This window comes from Motilibacter aurantiacus (genome assembly GCF_011250645.1).
Lineage (GTDB): Bacteria > Actinomycetota > Actinomycetes > Motilibacterales > Motilibacteraceae > Motilibacter_A > Motilibacter_A aurantiacus.
In genome coordinates, this window is record NZ_JAANNO010000006.1 from 243,255 (window position 1) to 262,114 (window position 18,860).

An 18,860-nucleotide genomic window follows, 5' to 3' on the forward strand; every position below is an offset into this window, starting at 1 on the left:
GTGCTCAGTCCTCCCCGCAGCAGGTCGGCTTGTAGGCGCGCAGGTTGGCGCAGCAGCCGGCCGGGCAGACGTCCGGCCACGGCCCGACCGGCGACAGCGCGACCCGGTCGACCGCCGCGCCCGACTCCGTCGCGGCCCGCTCCTTGATCAGGTCGACGAGCCCGGAGACGAACTCGGGGTCCGTGCCGACGGTCGCGGCGCGGGCGAACGGCAGGCCGATCTCCTCGGCGGTCTCCGCGGCCTCGGTGTCGAGGTCGAACTTGACCTCCATGTGGTCGCTGACGAACCCGATCGGGGCCACGACGACGCCGGGGGCGCCGGCCTCCTTGAGCGCGCGCAGGTGGTCGTTGACGTCCGGCTCGAGCCAGGGCTGGGTCGGCGGGCCGGAGCGCGAGCAGTAGACGAGCTCGTGCGCGATGCGCCGGCCGGTCTGCGCCTGCACCCGGTCGGCGACGATCGCGGCCACGGCCTCGTGCTGCCGGACGTACATGTGGCCGCCGAAGGGCGCCCCGCTCACCTCGTCCATCGCGTCGGGCACCGAGTGGGTGACGAAGGCGACCGGAGAGCCCGCGGGCACCTGCTCCAGCGCGTCCACGACCGCGCGGGCCGTGGCCCCGATGAAGCCCGGGTGGTCGAAGTAGTGACGCACCTTGTCGACCTGCGGCGCCCGGTCGCCGAGCGGCTCGCGTGCGGCGTAGAGGTCCTCGCGGTACTGCCGGCAGCCGCTGTAGGAGGAGTAGGCGCTGGTCACGAGCGCGAGCACGCGCCGGTGGCCCTTGTCGGCCATCTCGGCCATCGTGTCCGTGAGGTAGGGGCCCCAGTTCCGGTTGCCCCAGTAGACGGGCAGCTCGACGTGCTGACGGTCCAGCTCGTCGCGCAGCGCGGCCAGCAGCGCGCGGTTCTGCTCGTTGATCGGGGACACACCCCCGAAGTGCTGGTAGTGCTCGGCCACCCCGAGCAGCCGCTCGCGCGGGATGCCGCGCCCGCGGGTGACGTTCTCGAGGAACGGCATGACGTCGTCGGGCCCCTCGGGGCCGCCGAAGGAGACGAGAAGGAGGGCGTCGTACGGTCCATGCACGTCCGGAATCCTCGCAGCCGCCGCCGACGGCCGCGCGCCGAGGCGGTGCCCGGGTCCGGCGGGAACTCGTTCGCCCGCTGTCGGCGCCCGGACGTAACGTGAGCGAAATGCTCGGCCCGTACCGCGACGTCCTCGCCGTGCCCGGCGCCCGCGGGTTCTCCGCCGCGGCGTTCCTGGCCCGTCTCCCGATCTCGATGGAGGCGCTGGCGGTCCTGTTCCTCGTCGAGTCCACGACCGGCCGGTACGCCTCGGCCGCCGCCGTGTCCGCCGTGCTCGCCGTCTGCACCGGGGCCAGCGCGCCGTTCATCGGCCGCGCCGCGGACCGGCGCGGGCAGGGCTGGGTGCTGCGGCGGGCACCGTTCGTACGCGCGGCCGCGCTCGTGGGGCTGGTGTCCGCGGCCCTCGCCGACCTGCCGCTGCCGGTGCTGCTGCTGCTGGCCGCCCTCGCGGGGTCGGCCACGGCCCAGCCGGGCAGCCTGGTGCGCTCGCGCTGGTCCCACGTCCTGGCCGGCCGGCCGGCGCTGCTGCATACGGCGTACTCGCTGGAGTCGGCGCTCGACGAGCTGATCTTCGTGCTCGGGCCGGTCGGCGTCACGCTGCTCGCGACCCAGGTCGACCCGGTGGCGGGCGTGCTGCTGCCGGTCGCCGCCCTGCTCCTCGGCACCTCGGCGCTCGCCCGGCAGCGGGCCACCGAGCCCCCGCCGCACCCCGCGACCGCCGACCAGCCGGCCGGCACCGTCATCGGACGCCCGCCGCTCGCGCTGCTGACCGTCGTGTTCCTGCTCATGGGCGGCGTCTTCGGGGCGGCCGAGGTCATCGCGGTCGCCTTCACCGAGGAGCGGGGGCAGCCGTCGGCGGCCGGATGGGTGCTCGGCGCCTTCGCGGTGAGCAGCATGGTGTCGGGGCTGGTCTGGGGCGTGCTGCACTGGCGGTCCTCGCTCGTGCGCAGGTTCCTCGTGGCCGCCGTCGCCTTCGGGGCGGCCAGCCTGACCTTCCCGTTCGCCTCCGAGAGCTGGGTGCTCGCCGCGCTGCTCTGCGCGTCGGGCTTCGCCATCTCGCCGAGCATCATCAGCGGCCTGGCGCTCGCCGGCGAGCTCGCGCCCGTGGGCAAGGGCACCGAGGCCCTGACCTGGGTGACGACCGGCATCACGTTCGGCGCGGCCGCCGCCGGCGCGGTCGCCGGGCCGCTCATCGACGCCCACGGCGCGCAGGCCGCGCTGTGGGTCTGCTCGGGGGCGGGCGCGAGCAGCGCGCTGCTCGCGCTGGTCTGCGCGCCGATGCTCACCCGGGCCGCCGCCGCTGCCCGGCCGGCGGCGGTGCGCGCCGTGGCGGGCGGGGCACCGGTCAGCCCGCCCTGAGCCCGCCGACCCGACGCGGGCTTCAGCCCCCCGCCGGCCCGTCAGGCCGTCGTGAGCCGGGCGGCCACGGCGAACCGGCCGGTCGGGCCCTCGCGGCGGTGGCTGAAGAACGGCGTGCCCGGGCCGGTGTCGAGGCCGGCGAGGGCGATGTTGCGCGCCGGGACGCCGGCCGCCACCAGCTGCAGCCGGTTGGCCGCCCACAGGTCGAAGCTCCAGCGCCCCGTGCCGTCCGGCCGCACCACCTCGCCCGCGTGCGCGCCGAGCGCCGCCTCGGCGGCCGCGACGACGTCCGCGCCGACCTGGTAGGCCTCAGGGGCGATCGAGGGCCCGATCGCGGCGACGACGTCGCCCGGGTCGCTGCCCAGCTCCACCAGGCGGGCGACCGCGGCCGGGGTGACGCCACGGACCGTGCCGCCCCAGCCGGCGTGCACGCAGGCCAGCAGCCGGCGTACCGGGTCGACGAGCACCAGCGGGACGCAGTCGGCGACCTGGATGACGAGCACCAAGCCGGTCACGGCGGTGACGACCGCGTCGGTCGCCGGCAGCGCGTCGGCCGTGTCGCGCGCACCGCGCCCCCGCTCGGCCTCGGTGACCACCGCCACGTGGGGCTGGTGCACCTGGTCGCTGAACACCAGGTCGCCCAGCCCGACCCCGAGCGCACGGGCGAGCCGGGACCGGTTCTCGACCACGGCCACCGGGTCGTCGCCGACATGGAGCCCGAGGTTGAGCGAGGCGTAGGAGCCGGTCGACACCCCGCCCGCGCGGGTGCTCACGTACGCCTCCACGCCGGTGCCGTCGAGCGCCGGCCAGGCGTACGCCGGCAGCCCGCCCGGGTCGCGCCGCTCCATGCCCGCCGTGCCCGCCGTGCCCGCTGTGCTCACTGCGCGAGGCTACGGGCCTGTGCACGGCTGCAGCCGCCGGGCGCGGCCCGCGGGTAGCCTCGGGCGCGATGTCCACACCCGCCGCACCCGCTCCCGCCGCAGCCTCCCCGCAGGGCACGCCCGTGCGCGGTGCCCGCTTCCGCTACGAGGGCTTCGAGATCGACGCCGCGGCCGGCGCCGTCGTCTGCCGCTACTCCCTCGACGGGCGGGCGTTCACCGAGCGGGTGGCCGTGCCGGGCGCCACCGGCTGGGACCGGCCGGAGGTGGCGGCCGCGGCCCGGCTCGTCTTCCTGCTCGCCGCGGTCTCGTACTACAAGACCGGCGCGCCTCCCGTCGTCGACCTGGGGGACACCGCGCTCACCGACCGCGAGCGCGACTTCCTGCGCGCGTTCTACGTCGAGGGGCTCGGTGAGTTCGCCTACCGCAACGGGCTGGACCTGAGCGGGCTGAGCTTCGAGGGGCCTCGCCTCGAGCAGCCGGCCCCTGCGGCGTACTCCCCCGCGGCCGGCCGCCCGCTGATCCCCTTCGGCGGTGGCATCGACTCCATCGTCACCGTCGAGATGCTCACGCCGCGGTTCCCGGGTGCGGCGCTCTTCGTGCTCAACCGGCCGGGCGACCGCTTCGACGCCATCGAGCAGCCCGCCGCCGTCACCGGCCTGCCGGTGCTGCGCGCCGAGCGGGAGATCGACCCCGACGTGCTGCGCTCGCGCGAGCTCGGCTTCCTCAACGGCCACGTGCCGGTGACGGGCGTGCTGTCCGCGGTCGCGGTGCTCTGCGCGGTGCTCCACGGCCGCGACGCGGTGGTGATGTCGAACGAGTGGTCCGCCTCCGTGCCGACGCTCGAGGTCCACGGCCGGGCCGTCAACCACCAGTGGTCCAAGAGCGCCGAGTTCGAGCAGGCGTTCCAGGGCGTGCTCGCCGACGCGGTCGGGCCGGGCTTCGCCTACTTCTCCGCGCTGCGGGACTACAGCGAGCTGTGGATCGCCCGGCGCTTCGCCGAGCTGACGGCCTACCACTCCACGTTCCGCAGCTGCAACCGCGCCTTCGCCATCGACCGCTCCCGGCGCTGGGAGACCTGGTGCGGCGAGTGCGACAAGTGCGCCTTCATCGACCTGGTCCTGGCGCCCTTCGTGCCGCCGGCAGCCCTGGCCGCGGTCTTCGGGGGGCGCGAGCCGCTTGCGGACGACCGCCTGGCCGACCGCTTCCGGGCGCTGGTCGCCACGCTGCCCGACGCGAAGCCGTGGGAGTGCGTCGGCGACGTCAACGAGTCGCGCGCTGCGCTGCTGCTCGCCGCGGAGCGCCCCGACCGCGCGGGGACCCCGCTGCTGCAGGCGCTCGCGGCCGAGGTCGCCGCGCTGCCGGGCCGGCCGGACGACGCCGCCCTGCTCCGGCCGCTGGGCTCCACGCCGGTCCCCTCGCCCTATGGCCGCTGACTTCCCGGCCGGGCGCCCGGCCCTCGGGTGGCAGGACCTGCCCGGCCGCCGGGTCGGGGTGTGGGGGCTGGGGGTCGAGGGCGTCGCCACGCTGCGCCGGCTCGCATCGCTAGGGGTCGAGCCGGTCGCGCTGGTGGACGACCGTCCGAGCGGCGCCGTGGACGGCGTACCGGTGCTGGGGACGGCGGACGGCGGGCTGGACGCCCTGCGCGGGTGCGACGTGGTCGTCAAGAGCCCCGGCATCAGCCGGCGAAGCGCCGCCGCCGAGCAGCTCGTCCGCGACGGGGTCACGCTCGTGGGCGGCCTGGGGATGTGGCTCGCCGAGGCGGACCGGTCGCGCGTCGTCCTCGTCACGGGCACCAAGGGCAAGAGCACGACGAGCGCCGTCCTGGGGCACCTGCTGCGCGGCCTGGGCCGCCGCTGCCTGGTCGCGGGCAACATCGGGCAGCCGCCGTACGACCCGACCGTCGTGGAGGGCTTCGACACCTGGGTCCTCGAGGTGTCGAGCTACCAGGCCACCGACCTGGCGGTGACGCCCCCCGTCGTCGCCGTCACCTCGCTGCACCCGGACCACCTGCCGTGGCACGGCGGGGTCGAGGGCTACTACCGCGACAAGCTGTCGGCGTGCTCGCAGCCCGGCGCGGACCTGACCGTGGCGAACGGCGACAGCGACCTGCTGCGCGAGCGGCGCGCCCTGCTCGGGCCGCGGGTGCAGTGGGTCGGGGCCGACGACGACCCCGGCGCCACCTGGATGGAGCCACTGGGCCTGCTCGGGGCGCACAACCGGCGCAACGCGCTGATCGCGCGCGCCTGCCTGCGGGCGCTGGGGGTGGCCGGCGCCGAGGACGACGGGGCGCTGCGCCGGGCCGCGGAGGGGTTCGAGCAACTGGAGAGCCGGCTGCGTGTGATCGCGAGCGTCGACGGGGTGGACTTCGTCGACGACAGTCTCTCGACCAACGTGCTGCCCACCCTCGCGGCGGTCGAGGCCTTTCCCGGGCGACGGGTCGCGCTCGTCGCCGGCGGTCAGGACCGCGGCATCGACTACGAGCCCTTGGCCGCCGGGCTGGCCCAGCGGGAGGCCCCGACGCTCGTGCTCGCGGTCTACGAGACCGGCCCGCGCATCGCTGCCGCGGCCGCGGGCCGCGCCACGCCCGGCCGGCTCGAGGTGCGCTCGTGCGACGGTCTCGCGGCGGCAGTGGCGGAGGGCGCGCGCTGGGCCGGCCCGGGCGGCGTCGTGCTGCTCTCGCCGGCCGCCCCGAGCTTCGACAGGTTCCGGGACTACCGCGAGCGCGCGGCCGCCTTCGCGGCCGCCGTGCCCGCGCCGGGAGCCGCCGCGCGCCCGGATGCCGGGCGATAGCCGCGTCGCAACACGAACTCGCCCGCCCCTCGTGGCAGGCTTGCCCCACTCGGCCTGCGGCGCCCCCGGCTCGTGGCGCCGTCCGGCCGCCGCTGCCCCAGCACCCCCGGAGGGACCGGATGCTCGACCTTCGGCTCGTCACCGTCAGCGACGACGGGGCCTTCCTGGTCCTCGCCGACGAGAAGGGCGAGCAGTACTCCCTGCCCGTCGACGAGGCCTTGACGGCCGCGGTCCGGGGCGACCGTTCCCGGCTGGGACAGCTGCAGATCGAGACCGGTGAGCTGCGCCCACGCGAGATCCAGACCCGCGTACGCGCCGGCGAGTCGCCCGAGGCCCTCTCCACCGAGACCGGGGTGTCGCTGGAGCGGGTCCGCCGCTACGCCGGCCCGGTGCTCGCCGAGCGCCAGCACGTCGCCGAGATGGCCCAGGGCGCCGCGGCCCGGCGCGCCGGCGCACCGGAGGCATCGGTGCTCGTGGACGTGGTGACCGCGCGGCTCGAGGCCGCCGGCGTCGACCTGCGCACGCTGCGCTGGGACGCCTGGCGGCGCGAGGACGGCCGCTGGACCGTCGAGGCCGCCCATGCGACCGCGCACGCCGTCGCGCTCGCGGCCGGGGCCGGCCCCTCGCGGGGCCACTTCACCTTCGACCCGGCCACCCGCAGCGTCGTGCCCGACGACGACCAGGCCCGGTGGCTGCTGGGCGAGGAGCCCGTCCGCCGGCCGTTCGTGCCGCGGATCGCCGGCACCGACCCGGTGGAGGACGTGTTCGACGGCGAGGCCGCTCTCGACGCGGGCCTGCTCCCGGCCGCCGACGACCTGGACGACGAGGCGGCCGCGGCCGTGCGCGACGAGCCCCAGCCCGTCGCGGGCGAGGCGGACGCCGAGGCCCGGGACGAGCCGCTGCCCCGCCGGGACCGCCGGGCCGGCCGTCGCGCCCGGCGGGCGTCCGCCCAGGGCGACCGGCTGACCGGCAGCACCGACCGCCAGGCTCTGGCCGACGGCGTCAAGCCGGGCTCGCGCGCCTCCGTGCCGAGCTGGGACGAGATCCTGTTCGGCACCCGCCCCAAGGACTGATCCGCGCCTCCGCCGGCTACCGGCCGGCGGCGCGGGCGGCGTTCTCCACCGCCTGGTGCAGCTCCTCACCGGTCGCGCTCGCCGCGTCCGCCGGCGGGCGGAACAGGGGCTCGTGGCCGCGCTCCTCCTCCAGCCGCTGCTCGAGGGCCGGCTCGTCCGCGGCCGGCACGGCCCGCTCCGGTCCCGTCACGTCCGGCTCCTCCGCGCGCACGCCGTGCCCCTCGGCGGGCCCGGCCCCCGTGCCCACGTCCGCCGCGGCAGGTCGGCCCTCGCGCTCGGTCCCGGTACGCGGCGTGAACGGCTCCATCATCGACATGCCCGGACTCTGCCCGGTCGGCCGCGGGCTACGCGTCCTGTCCACGGAGCCCCGGGCAGGGGCGTATCACGCCACGCCCCTGCCCGCTCTCCCTCTCCGGATGGCGCCGGCAGCTCCGCCGCGCCGCGACCAGGAGGGGAGCCGGTGGCACTGCGTACAGCGCCGGACGGCAGCGGTGCCGGCGACGGGCTCGCAGTCGGCCGTCGTGCGGTCGGCGGGCGTGCCCCGCTGGACGACGACCTGGAGGCGGAGCTGCGGCGGGACGCGATCCGTCGGGGTGTGGCCGCACGGGCTCGCCGCAGGCAGCGGCTGCTCGTTCGCTGGGGGGCGTGACCGGCCCACCTCGAGCCGAGGACGGCCCGCGAGCGGGAACGGGGGTTCCGCTCGCGGGCCGTCGTGTCGGTACGGCCGCCTCCGGGTGTGGCCAACTTCCCCGCCGCGGGGGTGTATCAGCACCACCCCGGCAGGCTCCTTTGCTGCAGAGGCGGGCTGCAGCCCGCGAGGCACCGCTGGCAACTGCAGCACCGAACGGTCGAAAGGGGCCGACGAGATGGTCGACCAGGCACTCCGCCTCGAGCGCATCCTGCGCACGCACGACGAGTTCGTCGTCGTGGGCGAGGCGAGCGAGAACGCCGCCGTGGTCCGGCGCGACGCCCTCGTCGTCCCTCCGGCCGCCGCGGGCCAGCTGGCCTCGGCGCTGCGCGGTCGCTACGCCGGCGGCGTCGAGGACCTGGGCCACCTCGGCCTGGCCCGCGTACGGGTGCGGGGCTTCGACCGCGGCGACCAGATCAGCGAGTTCGTCCGCGAGCAGCAGCTGCCCGTACGCCCGGTGCACCTCGTGCTCGGCGCGCCGTTCTACAGCGGCGGGCCGGCGGACAAGCCGCGCCCGGTACCGGCGCTCGCTGCACCGGGCCCGTCCCGCGCCACTGCGACGGCGGGCAGCACGGTCGCGGTCCTCGACACGGGCATCTCGCACGGCCACCCCTGGTTCCCGGCCGGCAGCTGGGAGCAGGTCGACGGGCTCGATGCCTGGGACGAGCTGGACGTCGACAACGACTACGACCTCGACGCCCAGGCCGGGCACGGCACCGCGGTCGCCGGTGTGGTGCGCAGCGTCGCCCCTGACGCCCACCTGCTGGTCGGGCGGGTGCTGGACTCGGCGGGGGTGAGCGACGAGGTGGCGGTGGCCGAGGCGTTGAGCAGGCTGCGCGCCCACGCCGCGCGCAGCGGCCGCGCCGTCGACGTCGTCAACCTGAGCCTGTCCTGCTACACCCACGACAACGCGGCCCCGCCCAGCATCGCCCGCGAGATCGCGGCCTTCGGCCCCGACACCGTGGTCGTCGCCGCGGCGGGCAACGCGGCGTCGACCCGGCCCGCTTTCCCGGCCGCGCTCGACGACGTCCTCGGCGTCGGCGCCCTCGACGGCGACCGCCCGGCCCCCTTCTCCAACTCCGGCCCCTGGGTGGACGCCTGGGCTCCGGGGACGCGGGTCCCCACCACCTTCGTCACCCGACGCGACGACAGCGAGCTGCCGCGCCTCGACATCGACGAGAAGTGCCTGGACGGCTACGTCGAGTGGAGCGGCACGTCGTTCGCCGCGCCGCACGTGGCCGCGCACATCGCGGTGGCTCGGCAGGCCGGCCGCTCCCCCGCCCAGGCGCGGGCCGAGGCCCTCGCACGGTTCGGCGAGCCGCAGCCGTGAGCGCGGTGGCGCCGGAGGTCGGCGGCACTACGCTGACGGGAGGATGCTCGGGGCCGAAGCTCCGCCGCAGGCCGCTGCGGAGCGCCGAGCGACAAGGAGGGTCGGACGTGGCTGCACGTGCCGTCGCCGAGCTCGTCCGGGCCGCCGCAGACGGGGACCAGGCGGCGTGGGACGAGATCGTCGAGCGCTTCACGGGACTGGTGTGGGGGGTCGCCCGCTCGCACCGGCTCAGCCCGGCCGACGCCTCGGACGTCTCCCAGACGGTCTGGCTCCGCCTGGTCGAGCACCTCGGCCGGCTGCGCGAGCCGGAGGCGCTCGCCGGCTGGATCGCGACCACGACCCGCCACGAGTGCCTGCGCACGCTGCGCGCCTCGGGGCGCGAGCTGCCCGACGAGGATCTCACCGGGGGCACCGGGCCCGAGCGGCCCGACACCGGCCCGGGGCCCGAGGCGACGGTCGTGGGCGCCGAGCGCCGCGCGATCGTCTGGGAGGCGCTCAACCGCCTGTCGCTGCGCTGCCGCACCCTGCTGCGGGCACTGGCGACGTCGCCGGACGCCAGCTACACCGAGATCGCCGCTGCACTCGACATGCCCATCGGCAGCATCGGCCCCACCCGGGGCCGTTGTCTCCAGCATCTGCGCCGGGAGCTCGCCCCGACCGGTGCCCTTCTCGAGGACTGACCATGGCTGACAAAGACAAGGTCTCGTTGGACGACCTCGCGCTGCTCGCGCAGGTCCGCGCGGCCATCGAGGAGCACGACCCGGTCCCGGCGAACGTCCTCGCGGCGGCCAAGGCGAGCTTCACCTGGCGGACCGTCGACGCCGAGCTCGCCGAGCTCATCGAGGACAGCGCGCTGACCACGGCGAGCGTACGCAGCAGCGGGCCGCGCTCGCTCGTCTTCGAGTCCCCGGTCGCGACGGTCGTGGTCGAGGTCGAGCCGCGCAACGGCTCGCGGCGCCTGACCGGCCAGATCGTCCTGCCTCGCGCGGCGCAGGTCGAGGTCCGGCACGTCGGCGGTCGGACCGACGTCCAGGCCGACGCCCAGGGGCGCTTCGCGATCGACAGCGTGCCGGCCGGGAGGCTCAGCCTGCTCTGCCGATTCGCGGAAGAGTCGCGTGACCTCGTGACGAGCTGGGTGACCGTCTGACAGTCTGACTCGGTGCATGCCGCCGATCGCCTCTCCCGGGCGGAGCGACTGCTCACCGACGTCATGGCGGACCCGCGAGGTGCGCTGGCAGCGGCGGATGAGCTCGTGGCCGAGCGGCGCGACGACGAGGCCGCGCCGGTCGCGCTGCGCGTGCGCGCGCTCGCCCTGCGCGCCGTCGGGGACCTGACGAGCGCGCTGGACACGCTGCGCGGCGCGGTCGCCCTCGCCGTCGAGCTGGGGGCCGCTCGACGGGCCGCCGAGGCGCGCATGAGCCTGGTCGTGCTGCTCGCGGAGGTCGGCAGCCTCGAGGGCGCGTTGGCCGAGGCGGATGCCGCCGCCCAGCACCTGGACGGGATCGACGCGAGCCGGCTGGAGGCTCAGCGTGGCCTGGTCCTGCAGCGGGCCGGGCGCAGCACCGAGGCCCTGGAGGCGTACGCGCGTGCCCTGCCGGCGATCCGGGCCGCCGGTGACGTCGTCTGGGAGGCCCGGATGCTGGGCAACCGAGGCGCCCTCTTCGCCTACCACGGCCGCTTCGACGAGGCCCGCGCCGACCTCGAGCGCTCGATCACGCTCGCTCGCCGCCACGGGCTCTTCATGCAGCTGCAGGGCTCCCTGCAGAACCTCGGCTTCGCCGCCATGCGCGCCGGCGACCTGCCCCGCGCGCTGCAGCTGTACGACGAGTCCTCCACCATCCGCGACCGCTTCGGGCTGGCGAGCGCGGGCGAGGAGCTCGACCGGGCCGACGCCCTGCTGCTCGCCGGGCTCTCCGAGGAGGCCGTCGCCGCCGCGCGCGAGGCGCTCACCGACATCCTCGCCCGCGGGTTCAGCGTGGACGTGCCCGAGGCCCGGCTCATGCTCGCGCGAGCGCTGCTGGTCGCCGGGGACGCCGAGGGCGCGCGCCGGCACGCGACCGAGGCGTGGCAGGAGTTCGACGAGCAGGGCCGCAAGCCCTGGTCGCGGCTGGCCCAGGTCATGGAGGTGCGCTCGCGCTGGGAGGCGGGCGAGCGGACGCGCGAGCTCATGGAGTCGGCGCGGGCCGCGGGCGACGCGGCGGTCGAGTCCGGCTGGCACGTCGCCGCCACGGAGGCGCGGCTGGTGGCGGGCCGGGTCGGCCTGGCGCTGGGCCGCCTCGACGAGGCCGACGAGACCCTTGCCCAGGTGGCGGCCCGCCGCGACAAGGGCGCCGCGACGATCCGGGTGAACGGCTGGCACGCCGAGGCGTTCCGCCGGCACATGCGCGGCGACCGGGAAGGCACGTTCGAGGCGCTCCGTGAGGGGCTGAACGCGCTCTCGGAGGACATCGCGGCGTACGGCGCGACCGACCTGCGGGCCTCGGCCGCCACCCGCGGCACCGAGCTCGCGCGGCTCGGCGTCCAGCTCTGCGCCGAGGACGGGTCCGCCGAGGGCGTCCTGGAGTGGTCGGAGTCCTGGCGCGCCGGGGCGCTGCGCCAGCGGCCGGTCCGCCCGCCCAGCGACGAGGAGCTGGCCGCCGACCTCGCCGCGCTGCGCCGGGTCGTCGGCGAGATCCACGACCTCGGCCTCGCCGACCAGGACACCGAGGAGCTCTTCGCCGAGCGGGAGCGCCTGGAGCGGGCCGTGCGCGACCGCAGCCGGCACGCCCGCGGCTCGTACGCCGCCCCGCCCCCCTTCGACCTGCACGAGCTGACCGCGGCGCTCGGCGAGCGCGCGCTGGTCGAGTACCTCCGCGACGGCGACGACCTGCTGGCCGTCTCGCTGGTGGACGGAGAGGCGCGGCTGCACCGGCTGGGGCACTACGTCGATACGACCAGGGAGCTGGAGTCCCTGCGCTTCGCGCTCAACCGGCTCGCCCGCGGCACCGGCTCCCCGATCCTGCTGGAGACCGCAGCCGACACCCGGCGCTACGCGGCGGACGTGCTCGAGGCGCTGCTGCTGGAGCCGCTGCGCGAGCAGGTCGGCGACCGCGAGCTGGTCGTCGTCCCCACCGGCATGCTGCACGCGCTGCCCTGGGCAGTGCTGCCGAGCTGCGCGCACCGCCCGGTGACCGTCGCGCCGTCCGCCCGGGTCTGGCTCAGCGCCGCCACTGCCGCCCCGCCCCCGGACTCGCCCGCCCAGGTCCTGCTGGCCGCCGGGCCGCGGCTGGAGCACGCGGCCGACGAGGTGCACGCGCTGCACTCGGGCTACCCGTCCGCGCGCGTCCTGCTCGGGCGGGACGCGACGGCGGACGCGGTGCTGCAGGGCATGGACGGCGCCGATGTCGCGCACGTCGTGGCTCACGGCCGGTTCCGGCTGGACAACCCGCTCTTCTCCTGCCTCGAGCTGGCCGACGGGCCGCTGACCGTCTACGACCTCGAGGGGCTGGGACGGGCGCCACGCCGGCTCGTGCTGTCCGCGTGCGACTCGGCCCTGGCGGACGTACGCGCCGGGGACGAGCTCATGGGCCTGGCCAGCGCGGTCCTCGCGCTCGGCACGCAGACCCTCGTCGCCGCGACCTGCCTGGTCGACGACGAGGGCACGCGCAAGCTCATGGAGTTCTTCCACGAGCGGCTCTGCGCCGGCGACTCCCCCGCCCGCGCGCTTGCGGACGCCACGTCCGCCACCGGGGTCGACGGGTTCGTCTGCTTCGGGCTGGGCTGACCCGCCCGAGAGCGCGCCCATGGCCCGCCAGCTGCCTGCCTGCCTGCCTCCCTGGCGCGCGAGGTGATCATGGGCAAATCAGCGCGACACGCAGGGGGGCCACCGAGCTGCCCGTGATCACCGGGCCGGGCCGGGCAGGCGGGACGGCCGGGAACCGAGGCTCCGTCCAGCCCGGCCGGCGGCAAGCCCCCGAGGGTGGAGCCGCCGACGGTCCGGCCTTCCCGGGCGGGGACGGCCCGCGCTGCGCCGAGCGGGTGAACTGCCCGCCGAGGGATTAGTTGATCTGGCGAACCGTCGATTCCCCTTCCCGCGCGGGACGAGTTCCGTCCTCGTCCCAGCACCGTTGAGGAAGGACCGACATGCCACGTCCCACGTTCACCGTCGCCCGGCGGCTGACCCTGCTCGCGACAGCCGGCCTCACCGCCACGGCCGCCGTGGGCGCCGTCGCTCTGGCCGGCTCCGCCCAGGTGCAGGACGCCAAGGAGCGGCTGCATGCGACGACCGTCGCGCGGGAGCTCGCCCTCCGGCTCGACACGCGCGCCAGCGAGATGAAGGTCGACGCCTACAAGGCCACGCTGCTCGACGACCCGGCCGACGCCCGGGCGGACCTGCAGGAGGACGCGGACCTCGCCGCGCAGCTGGCCGGGCAGCTCGTGGCGCTGCGCCTCAGCGGCGCGGCGGGCGAGCAAGCCCGTGCGGTGCAGGCCGCTGCTCGTGACTACGCTCAGCGGCTCGACGCGTTCGTGACCTCGGCGGCCTCGTCGGGAGCGGACTACGGCGAGCTGGAGGCCGCTAACGACGCCAGTGACGCGGCGCTGGAGCAGGCCGCCGCCGCGCTCGAGCAGCAGGTGCAGCGCGACAACGGCGAGCTGACGTCGGCCGTGACCGGCATCCGCCGGGGCACGTTGCTCGCCTCGCTGCTCGGGCTGGTCGTCCTGCTGGCCGCGGCGTTCGCCATCTCCCGGTCCATCACCCGCCCGCTCCGGGCGCTCGAGGGCCGGCTCCGCGACATCGCCGAGGGCGACGGCGACCTCACAGCGCGGCTCGACGACAGCGGCGGGGACGAGATCGCCTCGTCCGCCCGCTGGTTCAACACCTTCGTCGCGCAGATGGCGTCGACGATCTCGACCGTCGCCGAGCGCGCCCAGACCCTGTCGCGGGCGGCCGAGGGCATCGCGGGCACTGCGGCTCGCATCGCTGCGTCGGCCGACGAGTCGGCCACCCAGGCCGGCCAGGTCGCCGCCGCGTCCGAGCAGGTGTCGCAGAACATCCGCTCCGTCGCGACCGGCTCGGAGGAGATGGGCGCCTCCATCGGCGAGATCGCCCAGAGCGCCAACGCGGCCGCGCACGTCGCTGCGCAGGCGGTCGGGACCGCCGAGGCGACCAGTGGGACGGTGGCGCGGCTGGGGGCGTCATCGCAGGAGGTCGGAGCGGTGATCAAGGTGATTACCGGCATCGCCGAGCAGACGAACCTGCTCGCGCTGAACGCGACGATCGAGGCGGCTCGCGCGGGTGAGGCCGGCAAGGGGTTCGCGGTGGTCGCGGGCGAGGTCAAGGAGCTCGCCCAGGAGACCGCGCGGGCGACGGAGGACATCGCCCGCCGGGTGGAGGCGATCCAGGCCGACACCGCCGGCGCCGTGTCCGCGATCCGGGAGATCAGCGCCGTCATCGGCTCGATCAACAGCTTCCAGACGACGATCGCCTCCGCGGTGGAGGAGCAGACGGCCACGACCGGGGAGATGAACCGCAGCGTCTCCGAGGCCAGCGGTGGCGCTGACGAGATCGCGCGCAACATCGCGGGGGTGGCGGCGGCGGCGCAGGTCACGACCGAGGGCGTCGTCGAGGCCCGGGAGGCGGTCGCGCAGCTCGGCCGGATGTCCGAGGAGCTGGCGACGCTGGTCGCGCGCTTCCGCTACTGACGAGGAGGCCGATGCGCCCCGGCCGGTGCTCAGCGGTCGCGCTGGCCCGCCCCACGGAGGGCGGGCCAGCGCTGGCTCCGCCGGGGCCTCGTGGCGGCGGACGGGGGCGGCCGGCCCGGAGCCCCGTTCCCGGGGCGGGCTAGCGCGGCCCGCCAGTAGGTGTCGGCCAGCGGCCGCTACAGCTCCACCACGAACGGCGTCGTCGTCGGCTGCTGCGACCCGCCGGCCGGCTCGTTGGACACCGCGATGGCGACCGCGTCCTCGATGTCGGTCAGGACGAAGCGGCCGTCGGTCCCCTCGACCAGCCCGGACGGGCGGGGCACGCCGCCGTCGGGCACGACCCAGAGCTCCCACTGGCGCCCCGCGCCGGGCGAGGCGGTATCGCGGATCTCCACGAGCGCGGCCCCGGCCGCGGTGGCGTACGCGAGCTCTCCCCCGGCGGGCAGCGCGACCACCTCGGGGGTGGCGCGCAGCAGGGCGGCGGCCTGCTCGGCCCGCCGCTCCTGCGCGGAGATCTGCTGGTCCCGGTCGGAGATCCGCTGCTGTTGCACCACGACCGTGGTGCCGAGCGCGACGAAGACCACCGCCGCCGCCGCAGCCGCGAGCCACTGCACGGCTCGGCGGCTGCGCCGCAGCGGGGTGACGACCGGTGGCTGCTGCCGCGTGCGGGCGACGCGGGCGAGCACCTCGTCGCGCAGCCGGCCGGGCGGCGGCACGGAGCCGGCCGTCAGCGCGAGCTGCCCGAGCGTCGCCTGCAGTGACGCCAGCTCGCGGCGGCAGTCGTCGCACGTGCGCAGATGTGCTTCGAACGCGGCGCGCTCGCCGGGCTCGAGCGCGTCGAGCGCGGCGGCGCCGACGAGGCTGTGCTGGTCTTCGGCCACGGTCACACCTTGGATTCGAGGCAGTCGCGCAACCGGATCAGTCCGTCCCTCATTCGGGCTTTGATCGTTCCCAGCGGGGCCGCGAGGACCTCGGCCACCTGGCGGTAGGTGTAGCCCTTCCAGTAGGCCAGCTGGATGGCCTCGTTCTGCAGCTCGGTGAGCGAGCCGAGGCAGTCGCGGACCGCGGCGTGCTCGAGCCGGGTCTCGACCTGCTCGGCGACCTCGTCGTGCGGGGTCATCGCGTCGCGTACGCCGGCGCGCTCCTCGCGCTCGCCGGCCGCCTGCTCGCTGCGGACCCGGTCGACGGCGCGGCGGTGGGCGATGGTGAGCACCCAGGAGAGCACCCCGCCGCGGGTGGCGTCGTATCGCGGGGCGTGGCGCCAGACGTCGAGCAGGGCCTCCTGCGCGATCTCCTCGGCCTGCGCCGCGTCCCGCAGCACGCGCGTCGTCACGGCCAGGACCCGGGGGGCGACCGCGTCGTACAGCCGGGCGAACGCCGCCTCGTCACCGAGCGCGACCCGGTCGATGATCTCCTCGAGGGTCAGCGGGGTCTCGGCCAGCGCGCCGGGGCCGTCGGCGGTCATCCCTGCCTGCCCGCCGGCTGGGCGGACGCGAACGGGAGGGGCTCGGGCGAGAGCACGGCCGCGCCGCCGCGTGCCGCGGTGATGCCGCGCAGGTGGTGGCGGCGGCAGAGCACCTCGTAGCCGACGACCGGCACCGCCTCGGTCGGGGGGACCGCGGTGTCCCCCACGACGACCTGCTCGCCCTCGACGACCATCACCCCACCCACGGTTCGTGCATTGTGCGTCGCCCGTCGGCCGCACCAGCAGAGCGCCTCGACCTGCAGGGTCTCGACCCGGTCGGCGAGCTCGAGCAGCCGCTGGGAGCCCGGGAAGAGCCGCGTCCGGAAGTCGGTCATGAGCCCGAAGGCGAAGACGTCGAGGGCGAGGTCGTCGACGACCCGGGCGAGCTGCTCGACCTGCTCGCCGGAGTAGAACATGGCCTCGTCGCAGATGAGGTAGTCGATGCGGGCGCCGCCGGACAGCTCCTGCACCAGCAGGCGTCTGAAGTCCAGGTCAGGCGTCACCTCGGTCGCCTCGACGCTGAGCCCGAGCCGGCTGGACAGCTTGCCCTCGCCCGCCCGGTCGTGGGAGGTGAACACCCGCCCGGCCCGCCCACGGGCCCGGTGGTTGTGGTCGATCTGCATGGCCAGGGTGGACTTGCCGCAGTCCATCGTGCCGGTGAAGAAGACGAGCTCTGGCACTGCCGGTCACCCGCCCTGCACGGTGAGGAGGGGCACGCTCTGCTCCGCGGGCGTGAGCGACCCGTGCAGGCCGACCAGCCGGGCCTCGATCGGATCCTGCTGCGAAGCCAGAATCGCCGAAGATCCCTTCGCTGCTGCGATCACGTCGCCGATGAGCGGGCGGACCCGCGGCTCGACCGTGCCGAACCAGCCACGGGCGACCGCCTCCTCGCCGGTCAGCACCCAGGCGGAGTCCCCGAGGAGCTCGGACCAGGCGGCGCACACGTCCGACGCCGCCCCGGGCTCGGTGTAGACGTGGCGGGCGCGTGCCTCGCCCCCGAGCAGCGCGACCCCGTCCCGCAGCTCGGGCGTCGCGTCGACGTCGACGCTGCGCGAGCGGTCGACGTCCACCATCCCGTGGTCGGCCGTGACGAGCAGGGTGGTGCCCGCCGGGAGCCGCTGCGCGAGCTGCTCGGCGAAGCGGTCGACGTGCTCGAGCTGCAGCCGCCAGGCCTCGGAGGCCGCCCCGGCCGCGTGCCCGGTCGCGTCGAGGTCCCCGTAGTACGCGTACACCAGCGAGCGCTCGCCCGCCCCCAGCGCCGCTGCCGCCGCCACGACCCGCTCCCCCGCCGTCTCCGCCGCGCGCAGCCGGGCCCCGCGCAGCGCGGCCTCCGTCAGCCCGGTGCCCGCGAAGGTACGGGACACCACGACCGAGCACTCGACCCCGTTCCGGGCGGCGCGCTCGAACGCCGTCGGCGACGGCTGCCAGGCCCGCGGGTCGGCCTCGTCGCGCCAGCGCAGCAGGCTGAGCAGCCGCCGGCCGCCCGCGCGCGCGGCGTCGGGGATCGCGACGTGCAGGCCCACCAGGCCGTGGCCGCCGGGCGGCAGCCCGGTCCCCAGCGACGAGACGCTCGTCGCGGTCGTCGAGGGGAACCCGGCGTGCAGGGTGCGGCCCTGCTCGCGCAGCGCGCTGAGGAACGGCGCGTGACGGGATGCCCCGGCCAGCAGCTCGTCGCCCAGCCCGTCCACGAGGAGCACGCAGGCGCGCTGCACCGGCCCGAGGCCGAGCGCGTCGTGCTCACCGGGGACGCCCAGCCCCGCGAGCACCGACGGCAGGACGTCGGACAGCGTGCCGGCGCCGTACGGCGGGGCAGGCGGGAAGCCGGGGCCGGGGGCCGGTGCCCCGGCCGGCCCGGAGGACGTCACCGCGGGCGTCAGCGCCGCACCGCGGCCGCGGTCGCGGCCGACAGCGCGCGGGCGAACTCGAGCGCCTGGGCGACGGCGTCGGGGCCGTCGGCCGTGCCGCTCACCCGCAGCGGCAGGTCGTCGGCGGTCGAGGTGCCGGTGTAGCCGTGGTCGGCCTCGCAGTCCGGGTCCGAGCAGGACGCGGGCTCGAGGTCGATCCGGCTCACCGCGCCCCACCCGACGGTCAGCGTGACCTCCTGGGGAGGGGTGCCGGGCACGTGCCGGGCCGGGTCGGGCACGACGCGGGTGACCACGACGCTGCGCACGGAGGAGACGGGCACGGCCTCGGTGGACGTCGTGGCGACGGGGGCGCCGCCGCCGGGCTCGGTGGCGTCGTCGGTGTGGCCCACGAGCAGCCGGGTCGGGGTGAGCACGAGGACCGTGACGTGGCGGCGTACCTCCTCGCCGTCGAACGTCGTCTCCTGGTGCACGAGGTAGCTCTCGATCGGCTCGCCCGCGAGCGACGTCTCGACCGCCTCGGCCACGAGGTCGGGGTAGTAGCCGGCGCGCTCGATGCGCTCGCGCAGGCCCTCCAGGGACCGGGTGTCCGCCATGACGCTCATCCTCGCACCGCCCCGCCCGCGCGTCCTGCACAGCCCGGTCGCGGGCCC

Annotated in this window: 18 protein-coding genes; 10 read left to right on the forward strand and 8 right to left on the reverse strand. The window is 76.4% G+C overall.

What is annotated here, in order from left to right; all coding sequences use genetic code 11:
• Positions 1 to 4: 4 nt before the first annotated feature.
• The gene (locus G9H72_RS13080) at positions 5 to 1,078 is read right to left on the reverse strand and encodes a ferrochelatase (protein WP_331272272.1); all 1,074 of its coding nucleotides are present in this window, start codon (positions 1,076 to 1,078) and stop codon (positions 5 to 7) included.
• A gap of 107 nt (positions 1,079 to 1,185) precedes the next feature.
• Between G9H72_RS13080 and G9H72_RS13085 the strand changes: the two genes are divergently transcribed.
• The gene (locus tag G9H72_RS13085; protein ID WP_166171687.1) at positions 1,186 to 2,436 is read left to right on the forward strand and encodes an MFS transporter; all 1,251 of its coding nucleotides are present in this window, start codon (positions 1,186 to 1,188) and stop codon (positions 2,434 to 2,436) included.
• Between the two features lie 41 nt (positions 2,437 to 2,477).
• On the opposite strand, the gene pgeF is transcribed toward G9H72_RS13085, so the two are convergent.
• Positions 2,478 to 3,317, reverse strand: coding sequence for a peptidoglycan editing factor PgeF (pgeF, locus tag G9H72_RS13090; RefSeq protein WP_166171689.1), 840 nt, complete (start codon positions 3,315 to 3,317; stop codon positions 2,478 to 2,480).
• A gap of 68 nt (positions 3,318 to 3,385) precedes the next feature.
• Here pgeF and G9H72_RS13095 point away from each other — a divergent pair, with 68 nt between their 5' ends.
• The 3 genes from G9H72_RS13095 to sepH all read left to right on the forward strand — a co-directional run bounded on the left by G9H72_RS13095 (position 3,386) and on the right by sepH (position 7,180).
• A complete protein-coding gene (locus G9H72_RS13095; RefSeq protein ID WP_166171691.1) occupies positions 3,386 to 4,750 on the forward strand; it encodes an endonuclease domain-containing protein in 1,365 nt (454 codons plus the stop codon).
• The gene (gene murD, locus G9H72_RS13100) at positions 4,740 to 6,107 is read left to right on the forward strand and encodes a UDP-N-acetylmuramoyl-L-alanine--D-glutamate ligase (protein ID WP_166171693.1); all 1,368 of its coding nucleotides are present in this window, start codon (positions 4,740 to 4,742) and stop codon (positions 6,105 to 6,107) included. Before G9H72_RS13095 ends, murD begins: the two co-directional genes overlap by 11 nt.
• 119 nt (positions 6,108 to 6,226) lie before the next feature.
• Complete coding sequence (gene sepH, locus G9H72_RS13105) at positions 6,227 to 7,180, forward strand: septation protein SepH (protein ID WP_166171695.1); 954 nt, start codon at positions 6,227 to 6,229, stop codon at positions 7,178 to 7,180.
• Between the two features lie 16 nt (positions 7,181 to 7,196).
• On the opposite strand, the gene G9H72_RS13110 is transcribed toward sepH, so the two are convergent.
• A complete protein-coding gene (locus tag G9H72_RS13110) occupies positions 7,197 to 7,496 on the reverse strand; it encodes a hypothetical protein (protein ID WP_166171254.1) in 300 nt (99 codons plus the stop codon).
• 144 nt (positions 7,497 to 7,640) lie between these two features.
• Between G9H72_RS13110 and G9H72_RS13115 the strand changes: the two genes are divergently transcribed.
• The 6 genes from G9H72_RS13115 (at position 7,641) to G9H72_RS13140 (ending at position 14,880) form a co-directional block, all read left to right on the forward strand.
• On the forward strand, positions 7,641 to 7,829 hold the full coding sequence (locus tag G9H72_RS13115) for a hypothetical protein (RefSeq protein ID WP_166171697.1): 189 nt from the start codon (positions 7,641 to 7,643) through the stop codon (positions 7,827 to 7,829).
• Between the two features lie 217 nt (positions 7,830 to 8,046).
• Positions 8,047 to 9,198 carry a S8 family peptidase gene (locus G9H72_RS13120; protein ID WP_166171699.1) on the forward strand — a complete coding sequence of 384 codons (1,152 nt, stop codon included), beginning with the start codon at positions 8,047 to 8,049 and terminating at the stop codon, positions 9,196 to 9,198.
• Positions 9,199 to 9,305: 107 nt separating this feature from the next.
• Positions 9,306 to 9,878, forward strand: coding sequence for an RNA polymerase sigma factor (locus tag G9H72_RS13125; protein WP_166171701.1), 573 nt, complete (start codon positions 9,306 to 9,308; stop codon positions 9,876 to 9,878).
• Positions 9,879 to 9,880: 2 nt separating this feature from the next.
• On the forward strand, positions 9,881 to 10,345 hold the full coding sequence (locus G9H72_RS13130) for a hypothetical protein (RefSeq protein ID WP_166171703.1): 465 nt from the start codon (positions 9,881 to 9,883) through the stop codon (positions 10,343 to 10,345).
• Between the two features lie 12 nt (positions 10,346 to 10,357).
• Complete coding sequence (locus G9H72_RS13135) at positions 10,358 to 12,961, forward strand: CHAT domain-containing protein (RefSeq protein ID WP_166171705.1); 2,604 nt, start codon at positions 10,358 to 10,360, stop codon at positions 12,959 to 12,961.
• 359 nt (positions 12,962 to 13,320) lie between these two features.
• Positions 13,321 to 14,880, forward strand: coding sequence for a methyl-accepting chemotaxis protein (locus G9H72_RS13140; RefSeq protein WP_166171707.1), 1,560 nt, complete (start codon positions 13,321 to 13,323; stop codon positions 14,878 to 14,880).
• A 176-nt stretch (positions 14,881 to 15,056) separates the two neighbouring features.
• Here G9H72_RS13140 and G9H72_RS13145 read toward each other — a convergent pair whose 3' ends face one another.
• The 5 genes from G9H72_RS13145 to G9H72_RS13165 are packed head-to-tail and all read right to left on the reverse strand — an operon-like array spanning position 15,057 to position 18,812.
• On the reverse strand, positions 15,057 to 15,761 hold the full coding sequence (locus G9H72_RS13145; protein WP_166171709.1) for an anti-sigma factor: 705 nt from the start codon (positions 15,759 to 15,761) through the stop codon (positions 15,057 to 15,059).
• 2 nt (positions 15,762 to 15,763) lie between these two features.
• Positions 15,764 to 16,345, reverse strand: coding sequence for an ECF RNA polymerase sigma factor SigK (gene sigK, locus G9H72_RS13150; RefSeq protein WP_166171711.1), 582 nt, complete (start codon positions 16,343 to 16,345; stop codon positions 15,764 to 15,766).
• Complete coding sequence (locus G9H72_RS13155) at positions 16,342 to 17,025, reverse strand: thymidine kinase (RefSeq protein WP_166171713.1); 684 nt, start codon at positions 17,023 to 17,025, stop codon at positions 16,342 to 16,344. The genes sigK and G9H72_RS13155 overlap by 4 nt, the downstream gene beginning before the upstream one ends.
• A 6-nt stretch (positions 17,026 to 17,031) precedes the next feature.
• Complete coding sequence (locus tag G9H72_RS13160; RefSeq protein ID WP_166171715.1) at positions 17,032 to 18,210, reverse strand: alkaline phosphatase family protein; 1,179 nt, start codon at positions 18,208 to 18,210, stop codon at positions 17,032 to 17,034.
• Positions 18,211 to 18,218: 8 nt separating this feature from the next.
• On the reverse strand, positions 18,219 to 18,812 hold the full coding sequence (locus G9H72_RS13165) for a DUF5998 family protein (RefSeq protein WP_407939588.1): 594 nt from the start codon (positions 18,810 to 18,812) through the stop codon (positions 18,219 to 18,221).
• Between the last annotated feature and the right edge of the window lie 48 nt (positions 18,813 to 18,860).

What these genes read in the sequence shown, in the direction of transcription:
- G9H72_RS13085 (WP_166171687.1), top strand. Translation starts at nt 1,186, where the DNA reads ATGCTCGGCCCGTACCGCGACGTCCTCGCCGTGCCCGGCGCCCGCGGG.
- G9H72_RS13095 (WP_166171691.1), top strand. Translation starts at nt 3,386, where the DNA reads ATGTCCACACCCGCCGCACCCGCTCCCGCCGCAGCCTCCCCGCAGGGC.
- murD (WP_166171693.1), top strand. Translation starts at nt 4,740, where the DNA reads ATGGCCGCTGACTTCCCGGCCGGGCGCCCGGCCCTCGGGTGGCAGGAC.
- sepH (WP_166171695.1), top strand. Translation starts at nt 6,227, where the DNA reads ATGCTCGACCTTCGGCTCGTCACCGTCAGCGACGACGGGGCCTTCCTG.
- G9H72_RS13110 (WP_166171254.1), bottom strand. Translation starts at nt 7,496, where the DNA reads ATGTCGATGATGGAGCCGTTCACGCCGCGTACCGGGACCGAGCGCGAG.
- G9H72_RS13120 (WP_166171699.1), top strand. Translation starts at nt 8,047, where the DNA reads ATGGTCGACCAGGCACTCCGCCTCGAGCGCATCCTGCGCACGCACGAC.
- G9H72_RS13130 (WP_166171703.1), top strand. Translation starts at nt 9,881, where the DNA reads ATGGCTGACAAAGACAAGGTCTCGTTGGACGACCTCGCGCTGCTCGCG.
- G9H72_RS13140 (WP_166171707.1), top strand. Translation starts at nt 13,321, where the DNA reads ATGCCACGTCCCACGTTCACCGTCGCCCGGCGGCTGACCCTGCTCGCG.
- sigK (WP_166171711.1), bottom strand. Translation starts at nt 16,345, where the DNA reads ATGACCGCCGACGGCCCCGGCGCGCTGGCCGAGACCCCGCTGACCCTC.
- G9H72_RS13165 (WP_407939588.1), bottom strand. Translation starts at nt 18,812, where the DNA reads ATGAGCGTCATGGCGGACACCCGGTCCCTGGAGGGCCTGCGCGAGCGC.